The sequence below is a fragment of the Proteus hauseri genome, from assembly GCF_040139125.1.
Lineage (GTDB): Bacteria > Pseudomonadota > Gammaproteobacteria > Enterobacterales > Enterobacteriaceae > Proteus > Proteus hauseri_B.
Genome location: NZ_JBEEUB010000011.1, coordinates 42,562 through 54,858 on the forward strand (window position 1 = coordinate 42,562; position 12,297 = coordinate 54,858).

Consider the following 12,297-nt stretch of genomic DNA (forward strand, 5'->3'; position numbering starts at 1 on the left):
TAACAGGCCTTTAAAATAAAGGTCTGTTATTCGCTATTTTCTCCTGATTATTCAGGTTACTGCACCCGTTTGATGGAGTCAGGATGCAAGTCACACAACAGATTTTTGGCCCTGTATATCAATGGAGTATGTTGATATTACTAGGTTTAGTGTATTTTTTAGCCACAGCAACCACTTTTACCTCATTAGGTGTTGTTCTTCCTAGTATGATAAATGAACTGGAATGGAACTGGACACAAGCCGGTCTCGGTTTTACTTTATTGGGATTGACCTGTGGACTTGCCAGCTTTTTACCTACCCTATTAATCCGTAAGCTTAGTGTTCGCCTCACACTCTTAATCGGCTTAATGATTTTTGTTAGTGGTTTCTATTTTTTATATGAAACCTACACCATTGCTCGCTATTTTCTGGGTACCGCACTATTGGGTATCGGTTTTACTTTACTGGCAACCGTTCCCGGTACTTATGTAATCTCTCGGCTCTTTGAAAAGCAGTCTTTTGCTTTTGGTGTCTATTTTACTATTGGCGGTTTAGGCGGTGTTGCTGGTCCTTGGATCTACTTTTTAGCAACGCATTTATGGCACACATGGCGTATGCATTGGCTTATTTCAGCAATCACTCTCACAATTATTACCTTAATAACTATTCTATTTTTGCGTGAAGGTAAAAACGAACAACAACATGCAAAACAGATTAGCCAACTACAAAGCACTAAGCGCATTTATCAAACTAAAGAGATTTGGACGGCTCGCCACGCTTTAAAAACCTGGCAGTTTTACGTTATTGCCGCGACTTACACCGCATTTCTTTGGTGTGGTATTACAGTAAATAGCTTTGCTGTCGCTCATATTATTGAAAATGGTTTTAGTGAAACTATTGCCGCCACACTGTTAAGTACCATGGCATTTATCAATGCATTTTCACGTTTAGCAGGTGGTGCCATTGGTGAGTGGTTAGAACCGAAAAAACTGCTAATTGCAAGCCTGAGTATTATCATTGTCGGCTTATTGGCATTGAGTATGGCAAACTCATGGTTCTACTTAATTCTATTTACTATCTGTGTCGGTATTGGTTATGGCATGACCTTTTTGGCATCAAGCATATTACTTGCTAACTACTTTGGTCGCGCCCCCTATCTTGAGCTGTTCTCAGTGATGAATTTAATTTCGACACTCGCCTGTTTAGCACCGTTTTTTGCTGGCGCGATTAAAGATATATCAGGCAGTTTTACGCCGGCATTCTTAATTTTAGCTGTACCTGTTTTACTGATTTTAGCAGTAACGTTATTTATGCGTCCCCCCGCTTATCCAACGTATCAGCATGCCAGTAAAAAACAGCAATAAGCCGTTATTTTATTAAATCAGCAAGGTAGCTTAATAACTAACGTAGCATCATATAAAAGCAATTTTATAAGGAGACATTAGGCTGATGAATGAAGAACTAATAATGAAATACTCCATTGGTATCGGTGTTGTTTTAGCCTGCTTTATTGGATTTTTGGTTGTTTCTCTTTTTCAAAGTAAAAAGAAAAAGCGTCGCAGAAATATTATTATTCATATTAGCCAAGCTATCTTGCTGTGTAGTCTTGTGATTATCTTAGGGGAATATGTTGAAATGGCGATAGTGGATTTCAATCTCCACTTTATCTCTTTCAAATTGGTAAATTTCTTTACCTCTGCGGCAATTGCCCTAATCTTGATGCGAAAATTTTTCTTACTGATTAATCGGTTGGAACAAAAACAGATTAAGAAAGGGAGTGATCCTACATCAGCACGTATTATTTCCCGAGTATTTAAAATCACCCTATTCGTTATTATCATTTTATTATTTGGCGAGCATTTCGGTATGAGCTTGTCAGGATTAATGACCTTTGGTGGTTTAGGCGGCATTGCCATTGGTATGGCAAGTAAAGATGTAATGAGCAACCTCTTTTCAGGTGTGATGCTCTATTTTGATCGCCCTTTTAATATTGGCGATTGGGTGCGTTCTCCTGATCGTAATATTGAAGGAACTGTAGTAGAAATTGGTTGGCGTATTACTAAGATTATTACGTTTGACCATCGTCCTTTATATATTCCTAACTCTGTATTTTCATCTATTAGTGTTGAAAACCCAGGTAGAATGACCAATAGACGTATCGAAACAGAAATTGGCTTGCGTTATGAAGACTCAGATAAAATCGGGGCGATCGTCGAAGATATCCGCACGATGCTGATGCAAAATGAGAAAATAGATACTCAACAAACTATTTTGGTCTATTTTAATCAGTTTGCAGACTCTTCTCTTAATATTATGGTGTATTGCTTTACTAAAACCACAGTATGGGGAGAGTGGTTAGCAGCCCAACAAGAAGTCTATTTAAAGATGATAGATATTGTGCATAAACATGGCGCTGATTTCGCGTTTCCATCTCAAACTGTTTATATTGAAAAATCGTCCTCTGCAATAACATCACAATAGTAGATTAAGAGGTTTATTATATAATATAAACCTCTCAACCAATCTCTATTTTACCTATCTAACTCACCAGAAGAGTGGCTTTTTATGCAAAATTAATGCATAAAATAAGTGTCAATTTGCTTTTAATACATTCCATTCATATAAACAACCAAGTATATTGGCGGCATATCTGTTTACCCATAATTTAACCAAAATGTAATGAAAAAAATGAAATTGGCTTGCAGCCCAACGGTTTCACACTATTTTACGACTGAACGCCCTGTTATTGAGATTACAGAAGCTAATTTAACGCAAATATCCGTAGCGATATTGTCGTTAGCCGCTGTTAATGCTGGTGAGTTAACGCGTATTCAACAAACAGGATTTCAATTACCAGTATTTATTGCAGTTGGTCTTAGCGATACGCTTTCTGCTGACTTGCTTAGCCAAGTTGAAGGTATTGTTATTATGGATAACAGTGCCAATGAAAAAAATAGCGTATCAATTGAGAGAGCCGCACTTCAATATGAAGAGGATCTTTCCACGCCTTTCTTTTCACGTTTAATTAATTATGTCGCACAAAAAAATGTCGCCTTTGATTGTCCTGGTCATCAAGGTGGCGAATTTTTTCGTCGTCATCCTGCTGGAGAGCAGTTTTATCAATACTTTGGTGAGAACTTATTTCGTTCTGACCTCTGCAATGCTGATGTTGAAATGGGGGATCTGCTTATTCATGAAGGCGCGCCTTATGATGCTCAGGCTTTTGCTGCTCAGGTATTTAATGCCGATAAAACCTATTTCGTTCTAAATGGCACTTCCTCTTCAAATAAAGTCGCCTTAAATGCCCTATTAGCACCAAATGATTTAGTGTTGTTTGATAGAAATAACCATAAATCAAATCACCATGGTGCATTAATTCAAGCAGGAGCAACACCTATCTATTTAGAAACAGCCCGTAATCCCTTTGGTTTTATTGGTGGTATTGATGCACACTGTTTTGAAGAAGATTATTTACGTCAACAAATCGCTGAAATTACGCCTGAACGCCAATATGATAAACGCCCTTTCCGTTTAGCGGTTATCCAGTTAGGCACTTACGATGGCACTATTTATAATGCACGGCAAGTTGTTGATAAAATAGGACATCTTTGTGACTATATTCTCTTTGATTCAGCATGGGTAGGCTATGAGCAGTTTATTCCGATGATGAAACAGTGCTCTCCACTGTTACTGATTCTTAATGAAAATGATCCCGGAATATTAGTCACACAATCAGTGCATAAACAGTTAGCTGGCTTTTCACAAACATCTCAAATTCACAAAAAAGATGCTCATATTAAAGGGCAGCCACGTTATATCAATCATAAACGGATGAATAATGCTTTTATGATGCATGCATCCACCAGCCCTTTTTATCCTCTGTTTGCTGCATTAGATATCAATGCCAAAATGCATTCAGGTAAAAGTGGTGAAGCCATGTGGATGGATTGTGTAAAACAGGGAATAGAAGCACGCAAATCATTACTTAAACAGTGTCAGTTTATTAAACCGTTTATTCCTGAAGTTGTTGATGGTATTGCTTGGCAAGAGCATGACACCGATGAAATTGCTCACGATCAACGATTCTTTAATTTTATTCCTAACGATAATTGGCACGCTTTTGAAGGTTATGCCAATAACCAATATTTTGTTGATCCGTGCAAATTAATGCTCACTACTCCGGGAATTGATCCTCATACTGGTGAATATGATGCTTTTGGCGTGCCAGCAACCATATTGGCTAACTATTTACGTGAACATGGCGTTATTCCTGAAAAAAGTGATTTAAACTCTATTCTATTTTTATTAACACCCGCTGAGCATAGTGAAAAGTTTGATCGACTCATTTCATTGCTGGTTCGATTTGAGCAACTGTTAATTGAAGATGCGCCGTTAGAATTAGTATTACCTTCTGTTTATCGTCGTTATCAATCACGTTATCAAGGTTATACCTTGCGTCAGCTTTGTCAGGAAATGCATGATCTTTGTGTCACTTATAATATAAAGCTGTTACAAAAACAGATGTTTAGAAAAGCACATTTCCCTAAGCGAGCACTGAGTCCACAACAAGCGAATATCGAGTTTGTACGTGGAAATATTGAGCTTTTACCATTAAGTGAATTAAAAGGCAGAATTGCGGCAGAAGGGGCACTTCCTTATCCTCCGGGTGTTTTGTGTGCAGTGCCTGGCGAAATTTGGGATGGTGCAGTATTACGCTATTTTCAAGCGCTTGAAGTCACCATTAATCAACTTCCGGGCTTTTCAACAGAGCTTCAAGGTGTTTATACGCATAATGAAGAAGATGGTAGCAAACGTATTTATGCTTATGTTTTAAAAACGCATTAATTTATATTTTATTTAAACCAAAAAAATGCTGATATCGTTAAATATCAGCATTTTTATTTGATGACACTCTTTAACGCTTATTCCCCTTGAATGCGTCGATATTGCCCTTTATCTTGCAGCAATCTAACCCCTAAAACAGAGCCACAAACTGAAAGCAAAAATGCCGCTAATAAAGGCACCGAGATCCACATTAACCATTGCGGTTGCCAAGGGAAATTAAACACTGATTTTTGCAATAAGCTTAATGCGACTTCGGCACCAATAGCGGCGGCAAGACCTGCCATTAAGCCTAATAACGCAAACTCAGCCCATAAGGTACGACGCAATAACGATTTACTCGCACCTAATGTTCGATAAACCACCAGCTCAATACGACGTTGTGTCATACCCACTTGAATTTGAGCGATCAGCAGTAATCCACCACAGATAATCACCAACCCCACCATAATCTCTAATGCACGGCTCACTTGCTGTAAGATCTGCTGAACTTGCTGAATTAACGCCCCCGTATCTAACACGCTCACGGTTGGGAATTGTCGATTCAACGCGGTGATCAGTGAACCATCACCTTGATAATGGAAACTGCTCATCCATTTTTCAGGTTGATTACTTAATCCCGCTTCTGAGAAAATAAAGAAAAAGTTAGGGCGAAGATTTTCCCAATCGACATGGCGAATACTTGTTACAACTGATTTAAACTCACGGGTATCACCCACAAAGGTTAATTCATCACCCAACTTAATTTCTAATTTTTCGGCAACGCCTTGATCAAGTGAAACACCATTGCCAACAGGTGGCCATGTTCCTTCAATAATCAGATTATCTTTAGGTAATTCACTATGCCACGTTAAATTTAGTTCTCTGCGAACTGTATTGTTGCCGTTATCTCGTGCATCAGCCCACTCTTTCGCATTATTACCATTAATTTGTGTCAGTCTGGCTAATACCACAGGATAAGCATCCGTTGGTGTAACTTTATATTGTGCCATTAAGGTATTAATTTCTTGTACCTGAGGCTGTGACATATTAATTAAAAAGTAATTTGGACTATCTTCTGGTAACTGTTTTTGCCATTTTTCTAATAGATCGCCCTGAATAAGTACTAATAAAGTCAATAACATAAACGATAATGCAAATGCGGCAAGTTGTGTCATGGTTTGAAATGGTTGACGTAATAACCGAGTTACCGCTAAACGCGCACTAAGTTGGCGAAACTTAAACTGTTTTAAGATCCACAGCCCTAACCAACCAATCACACCTAATAAAAAGGCAATAACCACAACACCTAATAGAATTGACCAGAGCAACACACCCGTGCCAGCAAATAACGTTAAAGCGCCAACAACGATTAATGCCACTATTGGTAAATAGTATCGAAGCCGCCAAACAGGTGCCGTCACATCATTACGTAATACGCGTGAAGGTTGGGTAGACATCAATTGGTGATAAGGTCTTAAACCCGTTAATAACGCGATTAACAGTAGCGAACCCACCGACCACAGCCAAGGTAATAGACTCGCTTCAGGTAATGTTTTTGGTAAAACCGGAGCTAGGATCTGTAGCAAAATAGCTTCAAATGCCAAACCAACCAATGAACCAACAATTATTGCTGCAAAAATAATAACGCCCCATTGCCCAACAATCCATTTACGCAATGCGCGTTTATCTGCACCTAATGTTTTTAATACCGCAATTAAGGTATGACGGCTGCGACAATAGTGCGTCATAGAAACAGCCACCGCAGAGATTGCCAATAACAGCGTTAACAGAGCTGATAACAATAAGAAATTTTTTGCTCGTTCCATTGATTGAGAGAGCGCACCGCTATCTTGTTTTAAACTATTCCAGCGTTGATCCGGCTTTAATAATGGATCAAATCGTTGCTGATATGCATCAATTATAGATTCATTACCAGCAAACATATAGCGATAAGTTAATCGACTTCCCGGTTGAATCGCCCCTGTTGCTTCCACATCATCAAGACTAATTAAAATTCGAGGCGCGATTTGAAATGGGTTAAATCCGCTATCTGGCTCTTGAATTAAAACACCACTTATTGTGAATGTGGTATCACCAACATCAATTTTGCTGCCAACAGTAATATCTAATAGTGCTAATAATCGTGCATCTACCAGCACGTTACCTTTTTCGGGTTTTAAACCTACTGGTTGAGTTTCTAATTCACCATACAGCGGATATAAATTATCAGCGGCTTTAACTAACGCAAGCTGCGGTGTATCACCTTCAGGTGCGTAAGACATGGTGGTAAATTGCATTTGACGACTAATGATTAATCCCATCTTGTTAGCGTCATCTAACCAACTTTCATCAACGGGATAAGAGGTTCGTAAAACGAGATCACCCGCAATTAAATCACGACTTTGGGTATAAATACTTTTATCAATGCGATCACCAATACGACCCAATGCCAAAACACAAGCCACCGCTAAGGCTAGCGATAACCAAACAATCAATAAAGCAGGAGAGCGCCATTCACGCCAGAACCAACGCCAAATCATGACTCCTCCTTAAGTTGACCATCAACCAAGCGTAATCGACGCTGACATCGCGCAGCTAGCTCATTATCATGAGTAACTAAAATTAGAGTCGTTGCATAATCACGATTAAGCGAAAACAATAAATCAGCAATTTTATCGCCCGTTTTACGGTCAAGATTTCCTGTCGGCTCATCAGCAAAGAGGATTGCTGGTTGAGTACAAAAGGCTCTGGCGAGTGCAACACGCTGTTGTTCACCACCAGAAAGTTGTGCTGGCATATGATACAAACGGTCAGCAAGCCCCAATTGCTTTAGCAAATCGACGGCTCGTGTGTGGCTCTGTTTTTCTGAGCCACCTTTTAATAATGCGGGCAATTGCACGTTTTCTAATGCATTAAGCGTTGGAATTAACATAAAGGACTGAAAAACAAACCCCACATGCTGAGCACGTAACATAGCGCGTTGCTCTTCATTCATGGTGGTTAAGTCTTGTCCCATCAGTTTTACTGAGCCTGCACTACCATCATCTAACCCTGCAATGATGCCTAATAAAGTCGATTTTCCAGAACCTGATTCACCAATTAACGCAATTGTTTGTGCAGACTCGACAACAAGCTCAACACCCTGCAATATAGAGATCTGACTATCACCTTGTCCTACTTGTTTGGTTAACTGATGAACTTCAAGAACCTTTTCCTTCGACATACATTTTTCCTTATCGTTATGATGATGTTTAGCTTTAAGGCAATTGCTGCTGATACATTTTTAATCTTTGGTGACAGCTTAAGTGCCGGGTATCGCCTTCCTGTTGAAAATGCATGGGCACAGCGTCTTGCTGATAAATGGCAAAAGACCCACCCAAATATAAATGTAGTTAATGCCAGTATTAGTGGTGAAACGGCATTTCAAGGGCAAAATCGACTCCCTGACTTATTAAAACAACATCAACCTCGTTGGGTACTGATTGAATTAGGTGCAAATGATGGCTTACAGGGATATCCTGTTGCTCAAACCAAAGAAGCACTACAAAACATTATCACACAAGTGAAAAATGCCGGTGCAACACCGCTGTTTATGCAAATAATAATTTCACCTAATTACGGTAAACGTTATACACAATCATTTTCAACGATTTATCCCGCATTAGCAGATGATAACGCACTGCCATTGATCCCATTTTATATGATGCAAATCGCGGATAAACCAGAGTGGATGCAAAGTGATAGCATTCATCCTAATGAAGCGGCTCAACCTTTTATTGCTGAGTGGATGGATAAAACATTATCCCCTTACTTAACACACTAGACTATTCTGACAGTAGTTAACCTAGATTAAACGAGATTAATTGTAAAATTATGCAAAAAACGGTATTGATAACAGGAAGTTCCAGTGGAATTGGCCTTTGTGCCGCTAAAACCTTAAAAGAAAGAGGTTTTCGTGTGCTTGCCGCTTGCCGTAAAGGTGAAGACCTTGAACGTATGGAAACACTGGGATTAGAGCCTATTTACCTTGATCTTGATGATGCCGAAAGTGTCGAAAAAGCGGCATTAGACGTTATTCGTCTAACAAATGGTCGTTTATATGGCTTATTTAATAACGGCGGTTTTGGGGTTTATGGTCCATTAGATGCCATTAGCCGCCAACAGATGGAAAAACAATTTTCTACCAACTTTTTTGGTATGCACCAACTTACCATGTTATTACTTCCAGCCATGTTGCCTCATGGTGAAGGGCGTATTATCCAAACCAGCTCAGTAATGGGAATTATTTCGACTCCGGGGCGTGGTGCTTATGCGGCAAGTAAATACGCGGTAGAAGCGTGGTCTGATGCATTAAGAATGGAAGTTGCACACTCCGGTGTAAAAGTCTGTTTAATTGAACCAGGTCCAATACACTCCTGTTTTACTGAAAACGTAGCTCAAGCAGAAAAAGATAAACCCGTAAAAAATCCGGGGATTGCAAGTCGTTTCACACTAACACCTGATGACGTAGTGAAAAAACTTATTCATGCTTTAGAGAGCCCAAAACCTAAGTTACGTTATCCCGTAACCCTGTTAACTTACGCCGTCAGAATATTAAAACGACTTTTACCCGATGTATTAATGGATGCTATTTTAAGTCGTCAAAGTGGCAAGGCTTGATTTTTATGCTTTTCATCCTTACTTATTAATTAAATAGCTTAAAAATAGTGTTTATTTTCAAAACTCTCAAAAAGGGACAAGTTAATGTTAGCAACTGCACATATTGTTGATGTAAATGAATCAAATATTCAGCAAATTATAGAGCAATCCATGACAAAGCCCGTCATGATCTATTTCTATTCAGAACGCAGCCCACATTGTGCAGAGCTTGGTGCAACACTAGATAAACTTGCTGCTGAATATGCAGATCAATTTATTTTAGCCAAACTCGATTGCGATGTAGAACAGATGATTGCCTCTCAATTTGGCTTACGCGCAATCCCTACTACCTATATTTTACAAGAAGGTCGCCCTGTTGATGGATTTGAAGGTCCTCAACCTGAAGATGTTATTCGCAATATTCTTGCCAAGGTTTTACCAAAACCGGAAGAGTTAAAAGCAGCGCAAGCGGCTGGATTATTAGCGGAAGGCAAAACTGAAGAAGCACTACCATTGTTAAAAGAAGCACATCAACTTGCTCCTAAGAATAGTGAAATTACACTAGCGTTGTCGGGTGCTTTAATCTCATTAAATAAAAATGAAGAAGCACAAGAACTATTAGCAACCATTCCACTACAAGACCAAGATAGCTACTATCAAAGCTTGTTATCGCAAATTGAACTGCAAAAGCAAGCTGCTGACACACCTGAAATTCAACAGTTACAAAACGATTTTAATCAACAACCTGAAAATACCGCGCTTGCTACTCAACTTGCGCTAAAATTACATGAAGTGGCTCGCAATGAAGAAGCATTAGAGTTGCTCTATTGTTTCTTGAAAACAGACCTCAACGCAGGTGATGGGCAAGTTAAGAAAACACTGATGGATATTTTGTCTGCTTTAGGGGCTAATGACAGTTTGGCGTCTAAATATCGCCGTATGATGTACTCTTTACTTTATTAATTTTTACTCACTAAAACGAGTTTAGGACAGGTATATGGAAATAGTCATTGGTATTATCATTTTATTTGCTGTTATTGTTGTTTTAAGTGGTGTTAAAACCGTGCCACAGGGTTATCAGTGGACTGTCGAACGTTTTGGTCGTTATACACGCACACTTTCGCCAGGTCTTCAAATTTTGATCCCGTTTGTTGACCGCATTGGTCGTCGTATTAACATGATGGAACAAGTGCTGGATATTCCATCTCAAGAAGTTATTTCTCGTGATAATGCGAACGTGAGTATTGATGCAGTCTGTTTTATCCAAGTTATTGATCCTGTAAAAGCCGCTTATGAAGTTAATAACCTTGAACTGGCAATTATTAACTTAACACTCACCAATATTCGTACTGTATTAGGCTCAATGGAACTTGATGAGGTTTTATCTCAGCGTGACCAAATCAATAACCGTCTGTTACTGATTGTAGATGATGCAACAAACCCTTGGGGTATCAAAATTACCCGTATTGAAATCCGTGATGTTCGCCCACCTAAAGAACTGATTTCTGCGATGAACGCACAAATGAAGGCTGAACGGACTAAACGTGCCGATATTTTAGAAGCTGAAGGTATTCGTCAGGCTGCAATCTTAAAAGCCGAAGGTGAAAAGCAAGGTCAAATCCTTAAAGCAGAAGGTGAGCGTCAATCAGCATTCTTACAAGCTGAAGCCCGCGAACGTGCGGCAGAAGCGGAAGCAAAAGCGACACAAATGGTTTCTGAAGCTATCGCTAAAGGGGATATGCAGGCAATTAACTACTTTATTGCTCAAAAATATACTGATGCACTATCACAAATTGGCTCCGCTCAAAACAGCAAAGTCATTATGATGCCATTAGAAGCAAGTAATTTTATGGGTGCAATTGGTGGTATTTCTGAGTTAATTAGTAATACGAAAAAGACCGATTCTGGTAACAAGAGCAATTAATGATGATTGAACTGATTAGTGCTCAACCTGCGCTTTTTTGGCTTGGTCTTGGTGGCTTGCTGTTAATTGCAGAAATGCTAGGAACAGCGGGATACCTATTGTGGTCAGGTATTGCAGCGCTATGCGTCTCTTTGTTTGCATGGATATTGCCTATTGGTTGGCCTATTCAAGGTATTCTATTTGCCTTGCTTACTGTTATTAGCGCGATCCTTTGGCGGATCTGGCTTAAGCAAAGAAAACTGTCAAAAGAAGCTGAGAACTTGAACCAGAAAAGCCATCAGCTTATTGGTATTAAAGCGGTTTTATTGTCAGATACAGAAAGTGGTTTTAGTCGTGTGAAACTCGCGGATGGTAGCTGGCGTGTTTATTCAGACACGCCACTACAGGCAGGTGACAACGTTGAAGTCGTTGCCATTGATGGTATTACGTTACAAGTTGTCGCAATCACTTCTGCGAGTGGCAACAGCCAGAAAGGTGATTAATTATCGGGCAATCTGCACCATCATCACCCGGGCACTCACTAGCTAATGAGAGAAGACGATGACGAATTGCGTTTAATTCGTTAATCGTTTTCTCAATCTCTGCCACTTTTTTCAATGTTGCTTCTTTTACATCCGCACTATGCCGTGAAGGATTTCTTAGCAACATCAATAATGAACGACACTCTTCTAAATTAAAACCCACTTCTCTGGCTTGTCGTAACAGCGTCAACTCTTCAATATGTTGAGGTCGATAATAACGATAGCCATTTTCGCCTCTTCCTGGCGGTGTGATTAAATCTTTTTCTTCATAGAACCGGATTGCCTTAGTGGTTAATCCTGTTTTACTTGCGATTTCACTAATATTCAAAATTCCCCCTTGACCTTCCCCTTGCGGAAAGGTTTAGCCTTTATCTCAGATAAGAAAAACCTTTAAAGAAAGCAAGTTACCTA

At 39.4% G+C, this 12,297-nt stretch carries 11 protein-coding genes; 8 read left to right on the top strand and 3 right to left on the bottom strand.

Annotation, left to right across the window (positions count from 1 at the left end; all coding sequences use genetic code 11):
* The first annotated feature begins 83 nt into the window (after positions 1-83).
* The 3 genes from ABN099_RS16285 to ABN099_RS16295 all read left to right on the top strand — a co-directional run bounded on the left by ABN099_RS16285 (position 84) and on the right by ABN099_RS16295 (position 4,824).
* Positions 84-1,343 (top strand): MFS transporter, encoded by a 1,260-nt coding sequence (locus ABN099_RS16285; protein ID WP_349465265.1) that lies wholly within the window; start codon positions 84-86, stop codon positions 1,341-1,343.
* 85 nt (positions 1,344-1,428) lie between these two features.
* Entirely contained in the window at positions 1,429-2,460 is a 1,032-nt protein-coding gene (locus ABN099_RS16290) for a mechanosensitive ion channel family protein (protein WP_349465267.1), read from the top strand.
* A gap of 198 nt (positions 2,461-2,658) precedes the next feature.
* The gene (locus tag ABN099_RS16295; protein ID WP_349465269.1) at positions 2,659-4,824 is read left to right on the top strand and encodes an ornithine decarboxylase; all 2,166 of its coding nucleotides are present in this window, start codon (positions 2,659-2,661) and stop codon (positions 4,822-4,824) included.
* 77 nt (positions 4,825-4,901) lie between these two features.
* Here ABN099_RS16295 and ybbP read toward each other — a convergent pair whose 3' ends face one another.
* Both ybbP and ybbA read right to left on the bottom strand, forming a co-directional pair.
* Positions 4,902-7,343, bottom strand: a complete 2,442-nt coding sequence (ybbP, locus tag ABN099_RS16300; protein ID WP_349465271.1) for a putative ABC transporter permease subunit YbbP — start codon at positions 7,341-7,343, stop codon at positions 4,902-4,904.
* Positions 7,340-8,026 (bottom strand): putative ABC transporter ATP-binding protein YbbA, encoded by a 687-nt coding sequence (gene ybbA, locus ABN099_RS16305; RefSeq protein ID WP_349465273.1) that lies wholly within the window; start codon positions 8,024-8,026, stop codon positions 7,340-7,342. Before ybbA ends, ybbP begins: the two co-directional genes overlap by 4 nt.
* Between ybbA and tesA the strand changes: the two genes are divergently transcribed.
* From tesA to ABN099_RS16330, 5 genes are all read left to right on the top strand, one after another.
* Positions 7,997-8,626 (top strand): multifunctional acyl-CoA thioesterase I/protease I/lysophospholipase L1, encoded by a 630-nt coding sequence (gene tesA, locus ABN099_RS16310; RefSeq protein ID WP_349465275.1) that lies wholly within the window; start codon positions 7,997-7,999, stop codon positions 8,624-8,626. The genes ybbA and tesA overlap by 30 nt on opposite strands.
* 50 nt (positions 8,627-8,676) lie before the next feature.
* A complete protein-coding gene (locus tag ABN099_RS16315) occupies positions 8,677-9,462 on the top strand; it encodes an SDR family oxidoreductase (protein ID WP_349465277.1) in 786 nt (261 codons plus the stop codon).
* A gap of 84 nt (positions 9,463-9,546) precedes the next feature.
* The gene (locus ABN099_RS16320) at positions 9,547-10,404 is read left to right on the top strand and encodes a co-chaperone YbbN (RefSeq protein WP_349465279.1); all 858 of its coding nucleotides are present in this window, start codon (positions 9,547-9,549) and stop codon (positions 10,402-10,404) included.
* Between the two features lie 34 nt (positions 10,405-10,438).
* Positions 10,439-11,365 (top strand): SPFH domain-containing protein, encoded by a 927-nt coding sequence (locus ABN099_RS16325; RefSeq protein ID WP_349465281.1) that lies wholly within the window; start codon positions 10,439-10,441, stop codon positions 11,363-11,365.
* A gap of 2 nt (positions 11,366-11,367) precedes the next feature.
* The gene (locus tag ABN099_RS16330) at positions 11,368-11,847 is read left to right on the top strand and encodes an NfeD family protein (RefSeq protein WP_349465433.1); all 480 of its coding nucleotides are present in this window, start codon (positions 11,368-11,370) and stop codon (positions 11,845-11,847) included.
* Here the strand turns inward: ABN099_RS16330 and cueR are convergent.
* Positions 11,810-12,214, bottom strand: coding sequence for a Cu(I)-responsive transcriptional regulator (gene cueR / locus ABN099_RS16335; RefSeq protein ID WP_349465282.1), 405 nt, complete (start codon positions 12,212-12,214; stop codon positions 11,810-11,812). The genes ABN099_RS16330 and cueR overlap by 38 nt on opposite strands.
* Between the last annotated feature and the right edge of the window lie 83 nt (positions 12,215-12,297).